Genomic DNA, 23808 nt, shown 5'->3' on the forward strand with positions numbered 1-23808 from the left:
GAAAGGGCTTTATTTAAAATGAAGCCCTTTCTTTTGATAAAAATCTGACCTTAATTATCGAGCATGTGCTTTGAAAAGCCTCGACCATTGATGTCAGTATATTTGGTATCGATATCCCATCTCACGTACATTTCTTTCACATCGAAATCACCTCTTACTTTGGTGTATTTCATATCTAATGAACGCTCAAAACGCGCTGAAGCAAAACTTACACCTCTTCTGAACTGCGTGTATTTGAAAATTGCATCCTCATCGAATTGAGTGTTGCCAAAATTCGCTTGCTCTGCAAATTCAGCATATTTGAAGGTAGTTTCTTCTTCAAAAGTAGAACCTTCAAAACTGGCATCTCTCTCGAATTCAGAATATTTGAACATTGCATCTCTCTCAAATTTGCAGTTTTTAAAAACCACATCATCTTCGAAATCAGCAGTGAAAGTATATCCCGATCTCTCATGGTGAAAGTAAGCGATTACATCATCTTCAAAAGTTACGTTTTCGAATGAGACTCTGCTTTCTATAAGTTCATTTACAGTATTGTCTCCGCCATTTTTCCACCATCTTCTCTTGGTTGGCAAATCAGGCATTTTTTCATCCATAAAGGTAAAATCAAGTTTCCCTGAAACGGTGACGTTAGCATATTCTACCTTGTCTCCCTTTTTTAGGGCATCCATAATATCTGAAGCTTTTACTTTAGACTGAGCGTACAGTTGAGGTGATAAAAAAGATAAAGCCAGCGCGAATGCCAGCATGATTCTTAGAGGTGATTGTTGTTTCATCATGATATTGTTTTGTTTTTGACGTCTTTATAAAGACTGATTTTTTGAAAATTCGTTACAGACCTTTCAACCAAGATGCAGCTTTTCTCACTGAGGTTGCATTGGCCGCAAAATTCATCAACCACAAAAAAAGGCCGCAATTGCGGCCTTCCAATACTTTAAGCGTTGGTGTTTTACTCTGCAGACTCTTCCTCTTCGGTATAAATAATTACACCAGTTGCTTCAAAAGCCAGTTCACTTTTTGCTTCAGTGATGGCCTCGATTTCTTCTACACTCTTGCCTGCATCTTCAGCATAGTGCTTTAAAGTTGCTACATCGGTAACGGTTCTTTTCACCACTCCTTCGATAATGGCTCTGTTCCCTTCCATTCCTTCCTTCGGAACAAAGAAAGCGTAATCTTTAAAAGTTACTCTCATCTCGTCTCCAGAAGGCAATACAAGATTCATCCAGCAGCCTTTCATGGCGCAGGTCGCTGTAATTTCCCCTTCAACTTTGACCGAAATCGAATCGGAACTGCTCAGTTTATTAAGCATTTCCTCAACGGGAATTACATTTTCATGATCTATTTTTTCACCATAGTAGCCCACAACCTCAAACTCATTCCAGTCGGATTGTTCCTTTTTACCAGCACATGAAAAAATTACAAGTACAACAATTAAAAAACTAAGCTTTTTCATTTGAACGTTTAATTTGTCCAAAAATACGGGGAACTAGCTTAGAATCAAAGGGTCAGTCTTTCGAAGGTTCCAAAAGTTCTCTAACATCCACATCTAAAACGGTGGCTATTTTGTAGAGAATCGGAAGACTGGGTTGGGTTTTGTTGTTTACGTAGTTGGTCGTGACGACATAGCTCTTCTTTATTTGTTCGGCAAGCCATGCCTGTGTCCGGCCCTGTTGTTTCAGAACGGTCTTGATCTTATTCATTTGATTGAGGTTTTTTTGAATTCTGCGAATTCTACTTGCAATTTGCGAACAACCGAGGTCAATTCCACTATACTTTTATATAAATCTGGCTCATTCTTCTCTGAACCGTCATTATTGGGTAAAAATATGTCTCCTCTTCCACGCATCAACCACTCGGCCGAAACCTGACCACCGTCATTTTCGATAGCCAGTATCTTTTCCAACACCGGGCCACTCGGGTAACTCTTTCTACCTTTGGGGTTTACAATGTTGAAAACTACAGAGGAAGACACCCCAATTCTTTTCGCAAAAGAATGTTCGGTATCATTCAAAAATTCAATTAATTCTTGAATTCTATTATTGATCATCAAGCTCCCTCCTTTGAATCATTAGTATAAAACCATATAAAGTTTTATACCGCCATATAGTCAATATACATATTTTCTATAAAAAGGGTTGCTTCAGAAATGTTAGTGGACGTATAATATTTTGTTTACAATGTTTTGCGCATAGGTTTATTATTTTTGCGTTTCTAATAAGCTATGGCAAAAGTTACTCAACTCATAATCGGGATTTTCCTTTTTTCAGTTTTCAATATTGAAATACCAAAACGGGCTTTTAAGCTTTATGAAAAAGGAGACATTGAAAAAACCATTGAGGCGTTAGATAAATCGCTGGAAAAAGACACCCTTAATCCTGCGGGCAATTATTTGTACTCCATCATTTTTATCGACACTGCTTTTGTCGGCTACCATGTAGATTCAGCCTATAACAAAATCAACAAGGCCATTTCGAATTTTGGCTTGATTACCGACACTAAAGATCTGGGTGATTTGAAAGATATAGGCGTTACGAAAGAAAGTTTAGAGTTACAGAAAGACAAGGTAGACGCACTTCAATTCTCATTAATTCGAAAAAAGCACACCATTGAAGCATACAATTGGTTTTTAAATCACCACACCGATGCAGCGCAAATTCCTGAAGCTATAAAATTGCGAAATCATATTGCTTTTGAGAAAGCGGCCGGCACCAATACTTGGGAAAGTTATTTCCAGTTTATGCAGACTTATCCCAAAGCTGAAGACCTTGAAGAAGCGACCAACCGATATGAAAAACTTCTTTTTGAAGAAAAAACAGCCGATGGTAAACTCAGTAGCTTAACTGATTTTTTAGAAGAGCATCCTGAAACTTTCTATCGAAATGAAGTTGAAGAAAGTATTTTCAACATAGCAACAGCCTCTAATCAAATTGAAGATTACACTGATTTTCTGAAGAAATACCCTAATCAGAAATTAGCGCAAAAAGCAATAGACCGAATTTACCATCTGTACAAAACTGAATATCCGCCAGAGCAGTTCTTCGCAAGTTTTAAGGTTGAAATCAACAAAGATTCATTGGAAAAAGTGATTTCTGCTGAAAAGGGAATTTGGATTCCCAAACTTGAAGAAGGTAAAATCAACTACGTAAACCGCCAGGGTGAACTGGCTTTAAAATCCGATTTTTCTTCACTCACCCCTGAATGCCGATGCACAGCCTCCACCTCCGATTTTGTTTGGGGCGAAAAGAATGGTTCAACCCAAATTCTAGGCAGAAATGGACAATTGATTTATGAGGGAGAGTTTAGAACGGTAAGGGATTTAGGCCTGGGCTTTTTGATGCTCGAAAAAGAAAATGGATTACAATTGATTCATAAATCTGGCGAGGTTATTCTCAATGACTTGCAAGAATCTATTCACCTGTTGACTCAAGGACTTATCAGAACCCAGAAAAACGGTTTTTATGGTATTTCAAGCCTAAATCACCAAGTGATTCTAGAAAATGAATTTACCGAAATTGATACGTTAGGCAATTACATTTGGCTTGAAAAAGAAGAAGGAATTAGCCTCATTTCTCCTGCAACTTTATACGAAATCGCAGAAGGCAAATCAGTCAATTTTTCTTTCGAATATCAAGATGTTCTTCCCTTGGAAAATGGTGATTTTCTGGTAATTAAAAATGACCAAGAAAGTGTTTTGGATGCCAATCTTCAAACCAAAATTCCATTCGGAAATTATGAAATCCGATGGAAGCCCTATGGCTGGCAATTAAAATCTAACCGAGGCATTCAGGTTATACACGATAGATACCCCGCCTTGCGTGACTCTATTTATTCTCAAGTTTTGGAAAGCTCACACTGGCTGGCTTTGAAAAAGGGAAGTAAATGGCAGTTATACGATCAAACTGCGGAATTATCGCCTAGCTTCGGCTACGATTCTCTTGGTTTATGGGGCGAAAATATGGCCCTTCTAAAATCAGGTGCAAAGACTTTGGCCAAGTTTCCTAATGGAAAAACCACAGCTGTTGAAAAAGGATGGGAACCCAAACTATTGGTGCCACAAAATTACATTAGCACAGGTGCCAAAGCCGAGTACGACTTCTTCATGCTTTCCAACTTCAAAAAATTCAGGAAGATTTATAACAACACTGGCCATGAAATTTTATCGGCCACTTTTGATGATGTAGTTCCGCTTACGCCAAACCTGATTCGCTTGCAAAAGAAAAATGCGGCACTAACCGACAGCACGGGAAATTTCGTACTCAACTTTATTTACGATGGCATTGGCTCTAACAACAATGGCTATGTGAGCATTTTGGATAAAGGCAAGGTTGGCGTGATTAACGTAGCCAAAGGCATTAAAATCAAACCGACTTACGACAAACTGCTAGAGCCCTACAGCGACACGCTTATGGTGGCTACCAAGGGCAATTTAAAAGGCTTTGTGCATGTAAATGGTAAAGAACTGAGCGCCTTTGATTATGACGAAATCAAATTTTTCACCCCAAATCTAGCTTTGGCGCGAATTGAAAACGAATGGTTCTTGCATCGCATTTCAGATGAAGCGCTTTTGATAGAGGGAATGCTTGATTTCGAGTTCATGAAAAATACACCTCAAGAAAAAGTGTTGATGATTACTAAGGCTTCAGGAAAAGGAATTTTCAGCAGTTCTAAACAAGAAATCATCGACCCAACGTACGATGATATAAAAGTGCTTGGAACCCCAGAAGAGCCTATTTACTTTGCCGTCAAAATCGTGAGAGAAGCCAATATTTATGTGGTGATCTATTACGATGAAAATGGTAACAAACTTTTTACACAATCCTTTAAACAGGACGAGTATTTTAAAATAGCTTGCCCTCAAAATTGATAATCCTCACAAAATGAAGAAGCTTTTCGCACTACTAGTAATGGCCTTGGGAGCCGTTCCCGTGGTAAACGCCCAACAAGTGACCGAAAAACCCAAGTTGGTTGTCGGCATTGTGGTTGACCAAATGAAACACGAGTACCTAACTCGCTTTTATGACAACTTTGGAGAAGGCGGTTTTAAAAGATTTGTTGAAGAAGGCTTTATGGCGCGCAACGGACATTACAATTACGCCCACACCAGCACAGGCCCAGGTCACGCTTCGGTTTATACAGGCACCACACCTTCTGTTCACGGTATTGTAGAAAACAATTGGTATAGCAGAGCCCTTAAAAGAAGTGTTTATTGTGCAGAAGACACTACTGTTCAGGCAGTAGGCGGAGCAGCCAGAAACGGACTTATTTCTCCAAAAAACCTTTACTCTTCTACCATTACAGACGAGCTTAAACTATATACCCAAGGTCAGGGAAAAGTGATTGCCATGTCAATTAAAGACAGAGGCTCTGCCCTTCCTGGTGGTCACCTTTCTGATGGTTCTTTCTGGTTCGATACACGCACTGGAAACTTCATGACTTCAACTTATTACATGAAGGAACTGCCAAACTGGGTGAAAACCTTCAACGAGCAAAAAAATGCCGACAAGTACTTAGACATGACTTGGAACACTTTATTGCCGATTGAAAAATACACAGCCAGCGGAGAAGATAACTCACCATACGAAGGTGGTTTCACAGGTAAAGACACTCCTACTTTTCCATATAACCTTAAAGAATTGAGAAAGTCGAATGGCAACTTCTCAATGCTTCCAAGCACACCTTACGGAAATTCTATCCTAGCCGATCTTGCCATTGCTTCTATCGATGCTGAAGGCCTAGGAAAAGATGCAACTCCTGATTTCTTGGCAGTAAGTTTTTCAAGCACTGATTATGTAGGCCACAATTTCGGCCCTCAATCTAAAGAAGTTCAAGACATTTACTTGAGATTAGACAAAGAGCTAGCTCGCCTTTTCTCGGTTTTAGACCAAAAAGTAGGTAAAGGCCAATATGTAGTTTTCCTTTCAGCAGATCATGCGGTTTCAGAAAACTCAATTCGCATGAAAGACTTGGGCTTTAGAGCCGACAACATTAATCGCAGAATGATTGGCGAGAATGTTATAAATGCAGTAAAAGCTAAGTTTGGCGATAAAGAATGGTTCGAAAACTTTTCGACTAGCGTGCATTTAAACCATGAATTGATTAATGCTGAAGGCGTTGATTTATACGAAATGCAAATTTTCATTGCTGAAAAATTGATGGAGCAAGAAGGTGTTTATATGGCATTAACTGCCCGCGACTTGGTAAGAAACAACTTTGAAACTGGCGCAAAGCATTTGATGCAAAACGCGTTTCATACCAAAGAATCTGGAGATGTTGAGTGGATTATGGATCCGGCTTGGCAAGCAGGCAGTAGCAAAGGAACGGGCCATGGCAACCCTTGGAATACCGACACCCATGTGCCTATTTTATTCTATGGCTGGAATATTCCTCACACCAACACGGTTGAAGAAATTCACATCACTGATATTGCTCCAACCATCAGCATGCTTTTAAACATGAGAATTCCGAGCGGAGCCACAGGAGAACCTATCAAGGCGATCTTTAAATAAACTCTAGCTTAGCAATATTTCAGAATGCCTTAAGGAACAAGCCTGTTCTTTAAGGCATTTTTTTATAAAAAGGAATCCATTGCATATTCTTTTAAGCGATCTCTTTTAGAATTCATTTGATTCTTTCATTTTTACAGAATGAAAGCCATCATCACTTTTTTGCTTTTATTCAGCTTATTTTTGAATGCAAACGCCTTTCAGAAAGATTCGGACAACGAATTTGTTATCGCATCCTTAAACCTGCTTTACGGAACTCCTGCCGATTTAGAGAACACTTGGAAGGAAAGAAAGAACAGAGCCATCGCTAATCTTCAGGAATATAAAAATGGAATCATCTGCCTTCAGGAAGTAAACGAAACCCAGATTAAGGATGTAACCAAAGGCGTTTCAGGTTTGGACGTGGTTTACAGAACCAATGGAAAAACCAACGACAACGGCAAAGCCAACGCCATTTTTTACAACAAAAGGCAATGGAAACTGATAGAAGAAGAAACCTTTTGGCTTTCTGACACGCCAGATGTTCCTGCTTCTAAAGGCTGGGGTAACACTTTACCAAGAATAGCAACCATGGCTGTATTGGAAAGCAAAGGCAATGGCGAGCGTATTCGGATCATGAATGCGCTATTAGATCATCGATCTGAAGAATCGCGTATGAAGAGCGTATCGCTTATTCTTGAAAAGGTCAACTCTTATCCTGATCAATATTCAACCGTGCTTGTGGGGGATTTCAATGCTATTCCGCAAGATCCCGTAATCGCAAAAGTGCTGAACGACTACACCGATACTTATTCTGGACCTAAGCTGGAAGGCTGTACTTACCACGACTTCCATGGCGGAAAAAACTGCCCCCGAATTGATTATGTGTTTTCCAGAACAAAAGATGGCCTGAAACTCAACAATTCAGGCATCGATAGATTTGAGCGCAACAAAATGTTCTCTTCAGACCACTATTTGGTTTACGCTAAATTTTCTTGGCAATAGCCTTCTTTCGATTGGTTACATACACTCCGGCAAAAATGGCAACCATACCAAGCACTTGGCCTAAAACGATGGTTTCATCATCCAGAAAGCCCCATATTAAAGCTACAATTGGAATAAAATAAGTTACCGTACTGGTGAAAAGTGGATTTGTAATTTGAACTAGCTTATTGAAAAGAATAAGCGCTATTGCCGTTCCCATTACCCCCAACAAAGCCACAAAACCAAAAGCTTTTATTGCGCCAGGTTCGTTAGCAAGAGTAACCGTAAAATCTGTAAAATAAAGAAGGTATAGGCCTGCTAAAGGCCCCATAAACAAAAGGCTCACAGCCGTAATGATTAGCGGTTTCAAGTCTGCCAGATAGAACTTAATAACATTCAGATTAATGCCATAGCAAATTGTGGCTAACACAATAAAAGAAGCATAGAAATTAATTCCTCTCAGACCTCCTTCGCTACCAGCCGTCAATAGAATGATGGTTCCCAAAAAGGCCATAATCAAACCAATGGTTTTCTGACGGGTAATTTGTTGCTTGAAGAAGATCACCCCCATAATCAGAACGAAAATTGGGGTCAAGGCATTAAGCACTCCTGTTACCCCACTCGGAAGTTGAGTTTGACCCAAAGCGAACAAAAATGCCGGAATAAAACTACCTACCAAGCCAATGATAAAAAGCAGCTTCAAATGCCTAAAACTTAGCTTAGAAACTTTGGTAATAGAAAAAGGTACCAAGAACATACAGGCGGCCAAAATACGTATGGCGCCAACTTCTCCGGCTGAGAAAACAGCCAAACCTTTCTTGATTAAAATAAAAGAACTCCCCCAAATCAAGGAGAGTACCACCATTAGCGTTAACGCTAAAACATTCGTGTTTTTCATTAAGTCAGTGCGTATGCATCTTCAAACTCGTGGGCGATTTCATCTAAAAGATCGAATAATTCTTTAGGATCTTGCGATTCAACCAACTGAGCTCTATAGGGCTTGAAGTTAGGTATTCCCCTGAAATAATTTGTGTAATGCCTTCTCATTTCAAAAATGCCCTGCAATTCGTTTTTCCATTCTAGTGAAAACTCCAGGTGCTTTTTCGCGGTAGCAACTCTTTCTTTCATGGTTGGAGGTGCCAAATGCTCTCCTGTTTCCATAAAATGTTTGATTTCATTAAAAATCCATGGGTAGCCAATGCTCGCGCGCCCAATCATAATTCCATCGACCCCGTATCGGTTTTTATATTCTAAGGCCTTTTCAGGAGAATCAATATCGCCATTGCCAAAAATCGGAATGTGAATGTCAGGGTGGTTTTTCACTTCAGCAATTTTGGTCCAGTCTGCCACGCCTTTATACATCTGCTGTCGGGTTCGTCCGTGAATCGTAAGCGCCTGAATTCCTACATCTTGTAATCTTTTGGCTACTTCTACAATTTTTATGGTAGAATCATCCCATCCTAAGCGTGTTTTAACGGTCACGGGCAACTTTACTTGCTTCACAATTTCCGCAGTCATTTCCTGCATTTTGGGAATATCAAGCAAAATACCAGCGCCAGCTCCTTTACAAGCCACCTTTTTTACCGGACATCCATAATTAATATCGATGATCTCGGGTTGTGCACCCTCCGCAATGGTCGCGGCTTCGCGCATCGATTCTATTTTATCTCCGAAAATCTGAATGCCAATCGGACGTTCGTAGTCATAGATATCCAATTTCTGAACACTTTTTTCCGCATTACGGATTAAGCCTTCAGAAGAAATGAACTCTGTATACATCAAATCAGCTCCATTTTCTTTGCATACGGCCCTGAATGGCGGATCGCTAACATCCTCCATTGGCGCTAAAAGCAATGGAAATTCCCCTATCTCTATGTTCCCTATTTTCACCATGCCTGTTTGGAAAAATCGCGTAAATTTACGCCATTATGGCGAGAATTGATAATGGCATTTGCGTAGCTCCTCTTGAAAAAGAGCGTGTTATCCTTAAAGATGACGAACTAGGAACAGAAGAAAGCACTGTGGTAACCAAAACCATGGCGCCTTCCAAAACATTTTTTATTGTTCTAGGGCTTTTACTAGCGGGATTTTTCATTGGCCAATTTGTCGCTTCTATCTTCATGATCATTTTCGTCTTTGCGAAAGGCGCTGGCGCGGAAGTTCTTACAGACCCGAATTCACTTTATGGTTTAATAGACCAATGGCAGCTTTTGGTGGCGCAGTCTACTTATACCTTGGTATTTACTTTTCTGGTGCCATGGTTTTACATGAAGGTAATTGCCAAACGTTCTTTAAGAGAACTTTTTGACGAAGTCAAAATCAACCCACTTGTACTTTTCCTTACCATAGCGGCTACCATAGCTTTTATGTTTGTGAATAGTTTTTTGGTTGAATGGAACATGAACATCCATTTGCCAGAATTTATGTCGGGCTTTGAAAACTGGGCGAGAGAACTCGAAGATTCCATGGCCGAAACCACCAAGTACTTTACCACTTTCGACAATTTTGGTTCATTTATTTTAGCCTTTATCGTAGTGGCTGTTTTGCCTGGCATTGGGGAAGAACTTATGTTCCGTGGTGTTTTGCAAAACGCAGTTCATGACTGGTCTAAAAATGCCCATGTCGCCATATGGGTTTCTGCTTTTCTTTTCTCTGCCATTCACCTTCAATTTTATGGATTATTCCCAAGAATGGCCTTAGGTGCATTATTCGGCTATTTATACGTTTGGTCCGGAAATCTTTGGTACCCAATTATCGCTCACATGACCAACAATGGCCTGTCATTAATTATGGCTTATGCCTATCAGCTAGAAGCTACAGATATAAACCCTGATGAAGCTGAAGCGCTCAATCCTTTTGAAACCATTGGAGCTTTTGCCATTTGTGGTATTCTGCTATTCGTGTTCAGAAATTACTATCTTAAGCGAAAATCTACACTGTGAGCAACTGGCAACCTATTTTTAAAACGGAATCGCTGCACAAAGCAGAAATTATAAAAGCCGTACTGCTAAACTCTGAAATTGAAGCTGTGGTAATCAATAAGAAAGATTCGTCATATCACTTTGGCGATATCGAAATCACAGTAGAAAAGGACAATGTAATAAGAGCATTGAAAATTATAGGAGACATCAACTTTGCCTAACATGAGCAACCTGCTTCAAAGAATTATTACCGCACTTATAGGTGTGGCCCTAGTATTAACAGGCATCGTTTATAGTTCATGGACCTTCGCCTTAGTATTTTTAATTATCATGGTACTTACGCTCCGCGAATTCTACGGGCTTATCAGTGCTTCAGGCAATACGCCATTTAAAATTTGGGGGTCGTTCTTTAGTTTCTGCTTATTTATTGCAGTGCATTTAGCCATTTCTGGCTGGCTTGAGTTAAAGTATCTGTGGGTTTTACCCCCACTATTAATCATGTGCTTTTTCTTCAGCCTTTTCAGGCAACAAACCTACCACCCCATTATTTCTTTAGGCCTTACTTTACTGGGTGTTGTATACATCGCTTTTCCATTGAGTTTAGCAAATGTGATCGCCTTTAAGGATGGTACTTATCAATTCTCTCTAATTATAGGCGTACTACTTTGCCAATGGGCAAGCGATACGGGCGCTTACATATTTGGGAGAATGTTGGGACGAACCAAGCTTTTCGAAAGTGTTTCACCAAATAAAACTTGGGAAGGCGCCATTGGTGGTGGCCTTTTGGCGATAGGTGTAATTTACATTTGGAGCTTATATTTTACTGAGCTGTCGGGTTTAGAATGGATCGGCCTAGCAGTGATTATCAGTATTTTTGGTAGTTATGGGGATTTAATTGAATCACTTTTCAAAAGAAAGCTGGCAATCAAGGATTCAGGGAGTTCAATTCCAGGCCATGGAGGATTTCTTGACAGATTTGATGGCCTTTTATTTGCTCTTCCGTTCGTGACATTATACCTTATAGTTATCATTTAATCAGGCAAATAACATCAAGAGCGTAGGACATATTCCCTTAAAATTTCTTTAATTTTGCGCGAGTTTCTAAAACAACATAATTCTCTCTATGGGTTACATTGAACCGGCTCCGATTAAGGACAAGGCTAATCCTTTCGAGTCAATGATGTCTAGGTTCAACATTGCTGCTGAAGCATTGGGTCTAGACGAGCAAGTTTATAACGTGCTCAAATCCCCTTCAAAACAAGTTTCTGTTTCACTGCCCATAACCATGGATGATGGATCGATTAGAGTTTTCGAGGGGCACAGGGTAGTTCACTCCAACATTCTTGGGCCTTCTAAAGGAGGTGTGAGATATGCTATGGACGTTCACTTAGATGAGGTTAAAGCCCTTGCTGCTTGGATGACATGGAAATGTGCGGTGGTGGATATTCCCTACGGAGGTGCCAAAGGGGGCATTAAGTGTAACCCCAGAGAAATGTCAGCTGGAGAAATCGAAAGATTGACCAGAGCATATACCAATGCAATGCTAGATGTTTTCGGTCCCGACCGCGACATTCCAGCACCTGACATGGGTACAGGACCAAGAGAAATGGCTTGGTTAATGGATGAATATTCACGCGCTCATGGTATGACGGTAAATGCCGTTGTAACCGGAAAACCATTGGTTTTGGGTGGTTCCTTGGGAAGACAAGAAGCAACCGGACGTGGTGTAATGGTTTCTGCCCTTGCAGCTATGGAAAAACTGAACATTAACCCTTACCACGCAACTGTAGCAGTTCAAGGTTTTGGTAATGTAGGTTCTTTCGCTGCTCTTCTTTTGGAAGAAAGAGGTGCTACCATTGTGGCGATCAGTGATATTTCTGGTGCTTATTACAACGAGAAGGGCATCAACATTAAGGAGGCCATAGAATACAGAAACAATAACAATGGTACATTGGAAGGTTTCTTAGGCGCAGACCTTATGGAAGATGCGGCTGAATTGCTTCTATTGCCAGTTGATGTATTAGTTCCTGCTGCGGTAGAAGATGTGATTCACCTTGGCAACGTAGACCAAATTAAGGCAAAGCTGATTGTGGAAGGTGCAAACGGACCAACATCGGCCGAAGCTGATAAAGTGATTAATGACAAAGGAATTATGGTAGCTCCAGATATTTTGGCGAATGCCGGTGGGGTAACCGTTTCATACTTTGAGTGGGTTCAGAACCGTCTCGGTTATAAGTGGACCAGAGAGAGAGTAAACCGTAGATCGGACAGGATCATGAAAGATGCTTTCGAAAAGGTTTACGAAACTTCTCAAAAGTATAATGTTCCTATGCGAATTGCCGCTTATATTGTGGCCATCGAAAAAGTAGCTTCTACCTACCAATACAGGGGAGGCTTTTAGAAGAAGAAAAAGTTTTTAATGAATATTCATAAAGAAGGAAGAGCACTGTTAACAGTGCTCTTTTCCATACTGCTCGCTATTAACGCATTATTGATTTTTGTTGTCCATCTTGCGTTTCCATGGAATATGATTGTTGGCATTGTCAGCCTTTTCTTATTCCTTTTCTTCCTACAATTTTTCCGAAATCCTGAAAGAAAAATTGAAATAAGCGACAAGCAAATTCTTGCTCCTGCTGATGGCAAAGTGGTGGTAATCGAAAAAACTACCGAAGACGAATACTTTAAAGGGAAAGAGAAAATCCAAGTATCAATCTTCATGTCGCCTGTAAATGTTCACGTAAACAGAAACCCAGTTACGGGTTTAATCAAGTATTTCCGTTACCATGAAGGAAAATATTTGGTGGCTTGGCACCCTAAGTCGAGCACTGAAAACGAAAGAACAACCTTGGTATACGAAGTTCACAAAGGCACTGAAATCCTAATTCGTCAGATTGCCGGAGCTGCTGCCCGAAGAATCAAATGCTATATTGGCGAGAACCAATCAGTAATTCAGGGTAAAGAATTCGGTTTTATCAAATTCGGCTCTCGTGTTGATCTTTTCCTTCCTCTTGATGCCAACATCAAAGTGAATATTGGAGAAAAAACCAAAGGCGGTCACACAGTAATTGCGGAGTTGGCTTAAACCAACTCCTCTATAATTTTCATAAGCTTGCCAAGTTCCTCGGCATCCACTTCGTCAAAATCATTGAGCTGATCTGAATCCACATCGAGGATTAAGACTACTTCTCCGTTTTTGATTGCTGGCAAAACAATCTCTGATTTTGAATCAGAGCTGCACGCAATATGGCCGGGGAATTCATCTACATTATGCACAAGTATGGTTTCGGCCTTTTCCCAAGCTGTTCCACAAACGCCTTTTCCTTTTCTAATTCTGGTGCAGGCAATTGGCCCTTGAAACGGACCTAAAACCAGTTGATCTTCTTTCACCAAATAAAAGCCTACCCAGAAAAAGTCCATCCCGAACTTTAAAGCCGCTGCAATATTGGCCAGGTTTGCCGTCAAATCAGGTTCACCTGTAACCAAAGCCTCTATTTGAGGAATAAGCGACTGATACTTTTCTTTTTTAGTTAAGTCTTTCGAAATGATTAATTCTTCTGCCATGTTATGCTTAATTGTGGGGTAAACTCAAGAAAAACCGTATTAGGTTCCTTATTTATAAAATATTTTGAGCGTATCAGGTTTTAGGTTGATGACTTCAGTATGAGAATTGGGAAGCTTAGGAGCTGCAATGCCTTCGCCAAAAGAAGCATTACTTTCAAACACACGAGCTTCGTCCCAAAGCTGCTTTTCAATGATCGAATTCAACAAAAAGCTACCGCCTTCAACAAATACAGATTGAACTTTACGTTGATATAAATCACTCAATAGAGCCTCTAGAAAATTCTCTTCCACAAGTTTAACCCAAGTCGTACTTCCTTTTTCTTCGTCCTTTTTTAGGTTGTACACCAAGGTTGGGATTGACCCATCGAAGAGATTTAGGTCAGGGTTCAACCTTAAGGATTTGTCCACCACAATTCGGAGCGGAGAATTACCAACCCAATCGCGAACATTCAACTTTGGATTGTCATAATGAGCGGTATTAGCACCAACCATAATCGCATCTTCCTCAGCTCTCCATTTATGCACCAGCATTCTAGATTGCTCAGAGCTGATCCACTTACTATCGAAATTGGTTCTAGCTACAAAGCCATCAGCAGTTTGCGCCCATTTCAGAAGAACATAAGGACGCTTCTGTTCAATCATGGTGAAAAATCTGCGATTCAGGAAACGAGCTTCCTGTTCCAAAACGCCTGTCACAACTTCGATTCCAGCATCCTTCAACTTCTGAATTCCCTTGCCCCCAACCAATGGATTAGAATCCATGGAAGCGATCACTACTTTTTTCACCTGCTTTTCTACTAGCAAATCCGCACATGGAGGCGTTTTTCCATAATGCGAACAAGGCTCCAAAGTAACATAGCAAGTGCTTTCCCTTAGTAAAGCTGGATTTTGCACCGAATTCACGGCATTCACTTCAGCATGAGGCCCGCCATATTTTCTATGAAAACCCTCGCCAATGATTTTTCCGTCATAAACTATCACGCAGCCCACCATAGGATTTGGGCTAACATTTCCCCTTCCTAATTCGGCCAATTCCAAGGCCCGCTGCATGTAGCAAATGTCTTCTGTCATATCCATCGCAATTTAAGCACTTATTGGGGCAAACGTAATTTCTGATGTGCAAAACACAAGTGCATTTTTGTGAATGCGGAATGGAAGATTTTCTAATTACTTTTGCACAATGGCGAGCGCAAAAGCATTATATCAATCTATTTTTCAGCAATTAGAACCCTTGCTTGGCGAGCGAGAAGCCATGGCCGTGAGCAACGAGTTATTACATGCTAGTTTAGGCATCAACCGCATGGACATCAGTTTGAATAAGCATGTGGCCATATCTGCTGAGCAAAATAACTTTCTTGAAAACGCAATTTGGGAATTGAAAGCAGACAGACCGCTTCAGCATATTCTGGGCAAAGTAGAGTTTTACGGTTGCGAAATTAAAACTGATAAAAGAGCGCTGATTCCACGACCAGAAACAGAAGAACTAGTCGACTGGATTTTAAAGGAAAATATTGTCGACACACCTCAAATCTTAGACATAGGAACAGGCACAGGCTGCATTCCAATTGCTTTGAAGAAAAATCTTCTGAAAGCGGATGTCAAAGCAATTGACATTTCGGATGAAGCTCTTGCCCTTGCCAAAGCGAATGCCTCCCTAAATCACACAGAGGTAGCATTTCACAAAATTGATATTCTCAATAACCATTTCCCTTTCTCGGAATTGGACATTATTGTCAGTAACCCCCCTTATATTCCCGAAAGGGAAAAAGAAGAAATGGGAAAAAACGTGGTTGATTTCGAGCCTGGAATGGCCCTTTTTGTACCCGATAACGACCCTTTGATTTTCTACCGAAAAATTAGCGAGTTGGCCATTCAGCATTTAAAGATTGGAGGAATTCTCTATTTCGAAATTCATGAGAACTTCGGTCAAGAACTGGTTACTTTAATCGAGGACATTGGCTTTACCAACGTTCTACTGAAACAAGATTTGCAAGGAAAAGACCGCATGATTCAAGCGCAAAAATATTACAGATGAGAAAAATGATTTTACTTCATGGTGCGCTAGGCTGCGCCAGCTTATTTGAACCTTTGGAAGAGGTATTAAAAGGTCAATATAATACCCATACTTTCAATTTCTCCGGTCATGGCAAGCGCCCGTTCAACGCTGAGGGCTTTGGTATTGAGTTTTTTGCTGAAGAATTAAAATCCTTTATCAAATCGAACAAATTAAAAGGAGCCGACATTTTCGGTTATAGCATGGGCGGCTATGTGGCTCTTTACTTGGCAAGCCAAGAACCCGAACTAATCGGCAAAATTTTCACTTTAGGCACAAAATTCGGCTGGAACAGCGAAAGTGCTGAGCATGAAGTAAGTCGATTAAATCCTGAATTGATCGAAGAAAAAGTCCCTGCTTTTGCTAAAGTTCTAGCAGAAAGACATGGAAAAAAGGAATGGAAAAAGCTGGTTTGGCAAACGGCCGGAATGATGCTGGAGCTGGGTGATGAACCGTTGCTTACACAGGAAACACTTGCTTCAATCCAAAATCCAACTGTGCTTCTTTTAGGTGATGAGGATGAAATGGTTTCTAAAGAAGAATCCGAAAAAACAGCGAATGCCCTTCCTCATGGAAAATTCATTACCATTGAAAACAGCCCTCATCCACTTGAAAAAGTAAATCCTAAAACATTAGCCAAACACCTTCAATAATAGACTGAAGGCAAGAAAATTGCTCGTCATTGGCAAACCAAAACCACATTTTTATGAAAGCCACTTTTAAAACTTCTTCCTTTCAAACTTTTTTGATTGCCTCACTCATAACATGCTTGTTACTAAACTCATGCTCCAAAAGCGAAACGGAGACAAGCAAAGAAAAAGGTCTTGTCACCATTGATTTAGTGAAAGCCTATGATGACAGAGGCGAAATAAAAATGAGTGATTTTGCTTCTTCGGTGGAATATATTCCTCTTGAAACCAGCGAAGAGACTTTTTACAAGACCCTCAATGTGATTGATTTTTTAGGTGACTCTGCCCTAATTATAATGTCTACAGATAGAATTTCTCTGTTTGATCAAAATAGTGGCCGTTACATTCGAGACATAGCTCATCAAGGAGAAGATCCGGAAGGTTTTTCTAGAACGATGCGAGATTTACGTACTAACCGAAAACACAATACCATTTATGCAGGGGGCAAGCAACAAGATATTTACGAGTATGACCTGAACAGTGGAAAGCTGGCTAACAAAATACCGCAACCCACTAGTTTGGCTAAAGACCCCAATTCAGAGTCCATTTTTGATATAAGTCTTATAGGTAACTATGCCACACTAAACGATGAGTACATTGTGGGTTCCTTTCTCAACTTAAGAGGCAATGAACCTCTAAAACTGATGATCTACGATTTTGATGGCAACGTGGTCAAGACCTATCCCAACCGCCAGTCGTTTGAAAAAAAGAGTAATTCAATCTTCATTACCAAATCCTCTTTTCATCACTTCAACAATGAGCTGTTTTTTAAGGAACGATTTAACGATACCATTTATAATGTGGGTTTAGACACACTAGAAGCTGCTTATTACTTTTCATCAGGCAGCTATAGCCCTCCCTATGAAGAACAGGAAAACCTTGGGCCTGATGGCTACAAAAAATACATGTTCATTAACAATGCCTTTGAAAATAAAGACCATTTGTTCTTTAACATGAGTTATAATGAATTTACACAATGGGGGATTTTCAATAAAAAGACAGGAGAAACCTTTGTGGCCAAAGCTTCCACAAGCCATCCCACAATTGGCTATACTAACGATATTGACAATTTCGTCCCGTTCTATCCCACTTTTATCAACCACAAAGGAGAACTAGTGGGGCTAATAAAAGCAGAAGAAGTTGCTGAATGGTTTCTGGAAAACCCCGACAAAATATCTTCACTGCCGCCTCATTTACAAAAGCTAAAAGATGTAGACCCTGAAGCGAACCCCATTGTGATGATTGCCAAACCCAAATAACCCATCCAATTCCTTGTTTTAGAGATTCTAAAAGCCCCAAATCCATTTCTACTATTTTTATAGAATTATTACTATATATTTAGTTTTAATTCTATATTTATAGTATGAAGGAATTAACAAAGGCTGAAGAACGCATAATGCAGCTTCTTTGGCAGCTCGAAAAAGCTTTTACTAAAGAAATTCTTGAGGAGTTTAAAGGTGAGAAACCCAGCTACACAACTGTGGCTACCGTGCTCACCGTTCTCGAACAGAAAGGTTTTGTAGCCCATGAAAAACTGGGAAATAGCAAGCAATACTACCCGTTGGTAAGTAAGGAAGCCTACAGCGAATTTGCCTTAACCAAAATAGTGGGTAAGTACTTCGAAGGTTCATTAAGCAAGCTCGTTTCATTCTTTACAGAGAAAAAGAACATAGACCTGAAAGAACTGGACGAAATCATTGAGGTAATTGAAAAATCAAAAGAGCAGAAATAATGTGGCATCCTCTTTTGCTTTGGAGCCTTAAATCTGGCTTAATCCTCTCCTTTTTGTACGCAGGCTTCTATATCCTATTTCGGAACAACAGCCAACTTGCCTTAAAGCGCGTTCTGCTGATCACCATGCTATGCATAGCCGCATTTTGGCCCTTGGTGAAATTTACTCAGGGTGAAACAATACAATCACCGCTTCTAAATGAAGTAACGCAATCCCTTCAAAAGGAATTTTCAAATCTCACTATTGAAGAACCATCCGAAATAACAGATTTCACATTCAATGAAGATGTAAAAAGCTCAAAAAGCCTTAGTGAATCAGACATTGCATGGCGCATCTATTTGGCGGGAATAGTCATCAGTTTTCTGGTATTTTTAATCGAGATTATCAGGCTTAGCCTTTGGGTACGCAAAGGGCAGAAGCTTTTGGCATATGGAAAAAATGTAATTGCCCATAAACACATTAAATATCCCTTTTCTTTTTTGAAATGGGTGTTTGTGCCTGAAAACCCTGAATTTGAATCACACGAATGGCAAATCATTCTCAGCCATGAAAACGCTCATTTACAAAAACGCCATACATTAGATCTGCTCTTTACCTCGCTGATCCAATGTTTTCTCTGGTATCAACCCGCCATCTACTTGATACAACGCTCCATAAAACACAATCATGAAACGCAAGCAGATCAGGCAGTTCTTCAACACACCAACTTTTCAGCCTATTCACAAACATTATTGGCGTTGAGCATGCGCACCAATACCTTTTTGCTTAGCCATTCCTTCGCACTTATTTCTTCACTTTCTAAACGAATCAAAGCCATGAAAATGAAACCCACTAAAAAATCGACAACCTGGGCGGCCATATGCTGTTTTACTTTATTAGTAGCAATTGCTTTAATACAAACTGCTTCTTACGCCCAAACGGGTGGCAATGAGCAATCTTTAGCCAATGACCAATTCTTGGCTCATGACGGCCCTAATGTCTACATATCCTTAGGACTGATTAAGTACACAAAAGAATCTCCCGATGTAACCATGATCAACAAACGTTTGGGATTTGTATTCAAACTGAACTTCCCTTTCAAATATTCAGAGGTAGTTGATAAAATAAAAGACACCTACTATAAAGATTATAAAGAAGATGAAATCACTTTTACGATTGAGCTTAGTAACGACAAGAGCAGTTATTATAAAGAGCTTTTGAATGCGAATTACCTAGGTAAAGGATCAAAAACGGAATTTATTACAGAACTGAGCGATGAGGAACTCGAAGATGTTTACAAAAAATGCGTGGAAAGTGTAAAAGAGATGTTTGACAAATATAACTTTCATCAGAAGATAATTTCCTTCGAAGAGTTTCGCGATCAAAAATTCCTGACAATCAAGTCCTACATTCGCCCAAAACCCGGTGAAAATAAAGAAGAGACCAAAGGTTTACCTTCTTTCAAAAAAATTTATAAAGCCAAACAAGTGGATACCCAAGCCCAGCCAGTGAGTGGATTAAGCACATTTATTAATACCGTAGCACTTTCTACCACTAAGAACAGCAACCTAAAGACAGAAGATATCCCTGACAAAATAGAATTCGAATTTGTGGTTAACCACAACAGCATGGTTAATCAACTCAATCTAAAAACGAAGATTAAAGGAAATGATGAAGTTCAGAACATGCTCTACGAATTGATGGGGCAACTCAATAAAAGCATTTTGGAAGTATCATTGAAATACGGTTGGCAACCTGCTGAAATACAAGGTTACCCAGTTTCATCATTTATAAGCGTGGAGATCCCAAAATCCCTGCTCTAAGAAATTTTCAGCAATACCGAAAATTAAAGAAGGGCAGTTTTTCAACTGCCCTTCTGTTTTAACCACTAGTAACCAGCGTTTGTAAATCAATCTTCCAATGGGTTGAGGGTATTGGGCGATACTGATTTTATTTTGGCTCTTGCGCCAATAGTTTAGTTTTAATCAAATTTTTGCCACCAAGGCTTGATACCATTCGTCAAATGGTAAATCAATATTAGGGATATCGAAATTGTAATAAATCTTGATCTCGAAAGTCACAACGATTATGGCGATGAAAGCCGCAAAGAAGAAAAGCATAATAAATGCATCTTTGGTGAAGTCGAAAATCGGTGAGATTGTGTTGATAGCCCTTTCCATGATTGTTAGTGTTATTGTGTATACAATTTTACCACTACCCTAGCTCAATCTTCACAGAACATTACCAGTTGGGCAAATTTGGGACTTTTACTTAATAGGCTAGGTTTTTTACCTAGAACCCCAAAACCAACTCAAGATCAACACCTTAAGAATTATTAATTTAACTCTGGCCGCCATTTTTGTTATTATGCCTTACAATCTCAGGCATGAAGACTTACTTGTTTCTTTTCTCTCTTCTTCTTTCAATCCACTCTTTGGGGCAAACCCCAGCATTCAATCATTATCACCTAAAACTGGATGCACCTCAAAAAAAGCTTATTGATCTGATTGAACATGTGGAAATTATCAGGTTAGAAGAAACTGATAATTCGCTTATGTCGAATGTAGAGTGGTATTTAAAAACCCCTACGGGTTTTGCCTTGCCCGAACCTAAAACAAATACCGTGGCACTTTTCGATCATAACGGGAATTACACGGGAGTAATCAATCGGTACGGATCGGGGCCAGAAGAATACTTAAACATTACTTCAATTTGGATGAAGAACAATCATATTGAATTGCTAAGTAGCAACTCACGAGTTCTTCAGAAATATGATTTGAAAGGAAATTACCTAGAAACCGTGCATGGTGAATATAGCAAAACGCTAAGGCTTGGCAGCACGATTCCCTATCAAGAAGGTTACCTTTCTCAACTGATAGACCCTTCCATGAATGAGAAAGCCCCTTACTCACTCCTGTTTTTGGATGAAAAGCTGAAGAAAGTTGATGAAGCCCTTCCTGTAGCCATAGCTCATCCCATGCCTATCAACCTAGGAAAGCGATTTTCTAAAACTCGAAATCATCTTTTCTACAAGAAAATCTTAAATGACACTGTATTCGAAATTGTGAACAAACAAGCATTGCCACGGTTCAAGTTCGACTTCGGAAAACAATGGGCTTGGATCGAACCCATTAATTCAGCCAGTATTCAAAATGCATCACGAGTAATTGGCGAGGGTAATAGCGTTTTTGAAATACTCCCCGACATTGGTGAAAAGTACATAACGCTTACTTACTTTATCAATATCAAAAGTCAGCAAAAAGGCATCGTCAACAGAACTACAGGTGAATTCGCAAGGCTTGATTTGCGAAAGAAAAATAAAGAAGATTATAAGCTATTCTTTATCCAATGGGAAGCCGATCGATTGATCAGCTCAATGGCTGCTTATGACTTTGAAGAATTTGTTCAGAACATTAAACCCAACCAATGGACGATTAAGGGAGGTTATGAACTAGATGATATTCTCGCCTCAGAAAACCCGGTATTGCTTAAAATCAAGTTCAAGTGAGTTATTTATAAACGTCAGTAGAAACACCCTCCACCAGCCATAACGGCTTGTCATTTGTTTTGAAGGTGATTTTGCCATTGACTTCTGCGGTAAGCTCAATAGGTTCCAACAGCATTTCGTTATCCCAATCTCCAAAAAAACCCTCTGACCTGAAAAAAGTATTGGGGGCCACAGGATGAATTCCAAAATGGTGGCCAATACTCACCCACTTTTCATATTTACCAGAAGTCACATAAGTCCATTTCTGCTGGTTGGCGAACAAAACGCCATCAATCTCACGCGAAAAATCACGCACAATATCCAAAGCAGCTGTTTGATAGATATCGGCCAAAAGATTCACCGCTGGATAGTGATGATCGAGCAAATAAATAAAAGCGCAAGCCAACAAATCCTTCTCTTCAAAGCCTAAAAGCTGAACAGGAGATTGATCGACCAATTTGGGTTTTAGCTCTTTTAAAGAACTCAAATGAGCAACAACTACATCTATCTTTATCCCCCATTTTAGTACTTCATCCAAAGCATTTTCAGTAATAATTACCGTTGGGCTCCACTCCAGCAATTGATCAACTTCATCTAAAGAAAGGGCGCTGGCATTATCAATCAGCAAAGCGGGTTCTTGTTCGTCTCTAACAATGTGATGAGAAGACATAGTTAATGTTTGGATTTGAAGTAGAAATGTACTGATAAACCTTCTGGTTCCATCGGCAATAAAAAACCCTCCAAAAGAATTTCCTTCGGAGGGTCATAAAATTCTGTTTCGAAAAACTTATACCACTTTGGCTTGCTGAGGAACCATAATGCCTTCGGCTTTCACAATTTCGCTCCAAACCAAAGCGCTTGAACCTAAAATTGCAGCGTTCTTATCCATTAAAGAAGATAAACGGATATCGATTTTACCTTTCAATCCTGGATATAAGTATTCGTTAAAATATTTTCTTGTGGCTTCGATTAAAATATCGCCAGCTTTTGCCAATCCACCGAATAAGAAGATTGCTTTAGGACTGGTAATAGCTGCAGCATCGGCCAACTTCAAGCCTAAAATATCTGAAGTATAATCGTAAGCTTCTAATGCAATCGGATCGCCTTCAAGCGCCATTTGCGTAATGGTTTTTGAAGTAAGATGACGATAATCGAAGTCTCTTAAAGGTGTTTCTACTTTGTTAGTAGCCATCAACTTAAATACAGTTCTTACAATGCCTGAAGCAGAAGCGTAAGTTTCCAAACAACCTCTTTTACCACAGTTACATTCTCTACCATCAGGATATACGTTGGCGTGGCCTAATTCGCCCGCCAAACCATCGTGACCGTAAATCAATTTTCCTCTGGTAACAAAACCGCTGCCTAAACCTGTACCTAAAGTGATTACAATAAAATCGTTCAAGTCTTTAGCGCCTCCAAAAACCTTTTCACCAATTGCAGCGGCATTGGCATCGTTGGTAAGTACCATCGGTAAATCGAAGTATTCCTGAAACATATCCACAAAAGGGATGATGCCTTTCCAGCTTAAATTAGGAGCGTGCTCAATAGTACCTTTATAGTAGTTACCGTTTGGCGCACCAATTCCTACTCCTTTAATTTCGAATGGCTCTTTAACTGTGTCGAGCTTAGCGTAAATAGCCTTGCTGAGCGCATCCATAAAGGATTTGATTTCGTCATGTCCTGATGTGGGCATGGTACCCTCCATCAAAATATTGCCTTGAACATCAGTTAAACCATATTTGGTATTTGTTCCTCCAATGTCAATTCCAAGCGCAGTTTCCTTCATAGTATATTAAGCCATGGTGGCTGTTCTTTTAAGTAAATCAAAGATAGGCACTTAAGGTTTTATTCCTTGCACCTTTGCCGCTTCTTGATTGCAAAAAACCAGAAAAGCGGACATAATATGGACATATTAAATAG

Annotated in this window: 25 protein-coding genes; 14 read left to right on the plus strand and 11 right to left on the minus strand. The window is 39.8% G+C overall.

Going from position 1 to position 23808, the window contains the following annotated elements; translation table 11 throughout:
* Window positions 1-50 precede the first annotated feature (50 nt).
* The 4 genes from ACXACJ_RS16870 to ACXACJ_RS16885 form a co-directional block, all read right to left on the minus strand.
* Window positions 51-779 (minus strand): pentapeptide repeat-containing protein, encoded by a 729-nt coding sequence (locus ACXACJ_RS16870; protein WP_475135584.1) that lies wholly within the window; start codon window positions 777-779, stop codon window positions 51-53.
* Between the two features lie 170 nt (window positions 780-949).
* Entirely contained in the window at window positions 950-1453 is a 504-nt protein-coding gene (locus ACXACJ_RS16875; protein ID WP_475135585.1) for a DUF4920 domain-containing protein, read from the minus strand.
* 52 nt (window positions 1454-1505) lie between these two features.
* Entirely contained in the window at window positions 1506-1700 is a 195-nt protein-coding gene (locus ACXACJ_RS16880; protein ID WP_475135586.1) for a helix-turn-helix domain-containing protein, read from the minus strand.
* Window positions 1697-2047, minus strand: coding sequence for a hypothetical protein (locus ACXACJ_RS16885; RefSeq protein ID WP_475135587.1), 351 nt, complete (start codon window positions 2045-2047; stop codon window positions 1697-1699). The genes ACXACJ_RS16880 and ACXACJ_RS16885 overlap by 4 nt, the downstream gene beginning before the upstream one ends.
* A 174-nt stretch (window positions 2048-2221) precedes the next feature.
* On the opposite strand from ACXACJ_RS16885, the gene ACXACJ_RS16890 reads away from it, so the two are divergent.
* The 3 genes from ACXACJ_RS16890 to ACXACJ_RS16900 all read left to right on the plus strand — a co-directional run bounded on the left by ACXACJ_RS16890 (window position 2222) and on the right by ACXACJ_RS16900 (window position 7487).
* Window positions 2222-4864 (plus strand): WG repeat-containing protein, encoded by a 2643-nt coding sequence (locus ACXACJ_RS16890; protein ID WP_475135588.1) that lies wholly within the window; start codon window positions 2222-2224, stop codon window positions 4862-4864.
* Between the two features lie 13 nt (window positions 4865-4877).
* Window positions 4878-6506 carry an alkaline phosphatase PafA gene (gene pafA, locus ACXACJ_RS16895; RefSeq protein ID WP_475135589.1) on the plus strand — a complete coding sequence of 543 codons (1629 nt, stop codon included), beginning with the start codon at window positions 4878-4880 and terminating at the stop codon, window positions 6504-6506.
* 138 nt (window positions 6507-6644) lie between these two features.
* Entirely contained in the window at window positions 6645-7487 is an 843-nt protein-coding gene (locus ACXACJ_RS16900) for an endonuclease/exonuclease/phosphatase family protein (RefSeq protein ID WP_475135590.1), read from the plus strand.
* Here ACXACJ_RS16900 and ACXACJ_RS16905 read toward each other — a convergent pair.
* The gene (locus tag ACXACJ_RS16905) at window positions 7468-8364 is read right to left on the minus strand and encodes a DMT family transporter (protein WP_475135591.1); all 897 of its coding nucleotides are present in this window, start codon (window positions 8362-8364) and stop codon (window positions 7468-7470) included. The genes ACXACJ_RS16900 and ACXACJ_RS16905 overlap by 20 nt on opposite strands.
* On the minus strand, window positions 8364-9359 hold the full coding sequence (gene dusB / locus ACXACJ_RS16910) for a tRNA dihydrouridine synthase DusB (RefSeq protein ID WP_475135592.1): 996 nt from the start codon (window positions 9357-9359) through the stop codon (window positions 8364-8366). Before dusB ends, ACXACJ_RS16905 begins: the two co-directional genes overlap by 1 nt.
* Before the next feature lie 35 nt (window positions 9360-9394).
* Between dusB and ACXACJ_RS16915 the strand changes: the two genes are divergently transcribed.
* The 5 genes from ACXACJ_RS16915 to ACXACJ_RS16935 all read left to right on the plus strand — a co-directional run bounded on the left by ACXACJ_RS16915 (window position 9395) and on the right by ACXACJ_RS16935 (window position 13469).
* Window positions 9395-10408, plus strand: a complete 1014-nt coding sequence (locus ACXACJ_RS16915) for a lysostaphin resistance A-like protein (RefSeq protein ID WP_475135593.1) — start codon at window positions 9395-9397, stop codon at window positions 10406-10408.
* On the plus strand, window positions 10405-10608 hold the full coding sequence (locus ACXACJ_RS16920) for a putative signal transducing protein (RefSeq protein ID WP_475135594.1): 204 nt from the start codon (window positions 10405-10407) through the stop codon (window positions 10606-10608). Before ACXACJ_RS16915 ends, ACXACJ_RS16920 begins: the two co-directional genes overlap by 4 nt.
* Window position 10609: 1 nt before the next feature.
* Window positions 10610-11422 (plus strand): phosphatidate cytidylyltransferase, encoded by an 813-nt coding sequence (locus ACXACJ_RS16925; RefSeq protein ID WP_475135595.1) that lies wholly within the window; start codon window positions 10610-10612, stop codon window positions 11420-11422.
* An 88-nt stretch (window positions 11423-11510) separates the two neighbouring features.
* Window positions 11511-12788, plus strand: a complete 1278-nt coding sequence (locus ACXACJ_RS16930) for a Glu/Leu/Phe/Val family dehydrogenase (RefSeq protein ID WP_475135596.1) — start codon at window positions 11511-11513, stop codon at window positions 12786-12788.
* Window positions 12789-12806: 18 nt separating this feature from the next.
* On the plus strand, window positions 12807-13469 hold the full coding sequence (locus ACXACJ_RS16935) for a phosphatidylserine decarboxylase family protein (RefSeq protein WP_475135597.1): 663 nt from the start codon (window positions 12807-12809) through the stop codon (window positions 13467-13469).
* Here the strand turns inward: ACXACJ_RS16935 and ACXACJ_RS16940 are convergent.
* A complete protein-coding gene (locus tag ACXACJ_RS16940) occupies window positions 13466-13948 on the minus strand; it encodes a GAF domain-containing protein (RefSeq protein ID WP_475135598.1) in 483 nt (160 codons plus the stop codon). The genes ACXACJ_RS16935 and ACXACJ_RS16940 overlap by 4 nt on opposite strands.
* A gap of 48 nt (window positions 13949-13996) precedes the next feature.
* A complete protein-coding gene (gene ribD, locus ACXACJ_RS16945; protein ID WP_475135599.1) occupies window positions 13997-15019 on the minus strand; it encodes a bifunctional diaminohydroxyphosphoribosylaminopyrimidine deaminase/5-amino-6-(5-phosphoribosylamino)uracil reductase RibD in 1023 nt (340 codons plus the stop codon).
* 109 nt (window positions 15020-15128) lie between these two features.
* On the opposite strand from ribD, the gene prmC reads away from it, so the two are divergent.
* The 5 genes from prmC to ACXACJ_RS16970 all read left to right on the plus strand — a co-directional run bounded on the left by prmC (window position 15129) and on the right by ACXACJ_RS16970 (window position 20224).
* Window positions 15129-15983, plus strand: coding sequence for a peptide chain release factor N(5)-glutamine methyltransferase (prmC, locus tag ACXACJ_RS16950; RefSeq protein ID WP_475135600.1), 855 nt, complete (start codon window positions 15129-15131; stop codon window positions 15981-15983).
* Window positions 15980-16654: an alpha/beta fold hydrolase gene (locus ACXACJ_RS16955; protein ID WP_475135601.1), complete on the plus strand. Its 675-nt coding sequence runs from the start codon at window positions 15980-15982 to the stop codon at window positions 16652-16654. The genes prmC and ACXACJ_RS16955 overlap by 4 nt, the downstream gene beginning before the upstream one ends.
* 53 nt (window positions 16655-16707) lie before the next feature.
* Window positions 16708-17949 (plus strand): 6-bladed beta-propeller, encoded by a 1242-nt coding sequence (locus ACXACJ_RS16960; protein ID WP_475135602.1) that lies wholly within the window; start codon window positions 16708-16710, stop codon window positions 17947-17949.
* Between the two features lie 104 nt (window positions 17950-18053).
* Window positions 18054-18422 (plus strand): BlaI/MecI/CopY family transcriptional regulator, encoded by a 369-nt coding sequence (locus ACXACJ_RS16965; RefSeq protein WP_475135603.1) that lies wholly within the window; start codon window positions 18054-18056, stop codon window positions 18420-18422.
* Window positions 18422-20224, plus strand: a complete 1803-nt coding sequence (locus tag ACXACJ_RS16970; RefSeq protein WP_475135604.1) for a M56 family metallopeptidase — start codon at window positions 18422-18424, stop codon at window positions 20222-20224. Before ACXACJ_RS16965 ends, ACXACJ_RS16970 begins: the two co-directional genes overlap by 1 nt.
* 162 nt (window positions 20225-20386) lie before the next feature.
* Here the strand turns inward: ACXACJ_RS16970 and ACXACJ_RS16975 are convergent, their stop codons facing one another.
* Window positions 20387-20581 (minus strand): hypothetical protein, encoded by a 195-nt coding sequence (locus ACXACJ_RS16975; RefSeq protein ID WP_475135605.1) that lies wholly within the window; start codon window positions 20579-20581, stop codon window positions 20387-20389.
* 206 nt (window positions 20582-20787) lie between these two features.
* Here ACXACJ_RS16975 and ACXACJ_RS16980 point away from each other — a divergent pair, with 206 nt between their 5' ends.
* Window positions 20788-21909 (plus strand): 6-bladed beta-propeller, encoded by a 1122-nt coding sequence (locus ACXACJ_RS16980; RefSeq protein ID WP_475135606.1) that lies wholly within the window; start codon window positions 20788-20790, stop codon window positions 21907-21909.
* A gap of 1 nt (window position 21910) precedes the next feature.
* Here the strand turns inward: ACXACJ_RS16980 and ACXACJ_RS16985 are convergent, their stop codons facing one another.
* Together ACXACJ_RS16985 and ACXACJ_RS16990 are read right to left on the minus strand one after the other, a co-directional pair.
* Window positions 21911-22558 (minus strand): hypothetical protein, encoded by a 648-nt coding sequence (locus ACXACJ_RS16985; protein ID WP_475135607.1) that lies wholly within the window; start codon window positions 22556-22558, stop codon window positions 21911-21913.
* 117 nt (window positions 22559-22675) lie between these two features.
* Window positions 22676-23674, minus strand: coding sequence for an ROK family protein (locus ACXACJ_RS16990; protein ID WP_475135608.1), 999 nt, complete (start codon window positions 23672-23674; stop codon window positions 22676-22678).
* Window positions 23675-23808: the final 134 nt, after the last annotated feature.

It is taken from the genome of Roseivirga sp. AWQ4_251 (genome assembly GCF_056158225.1).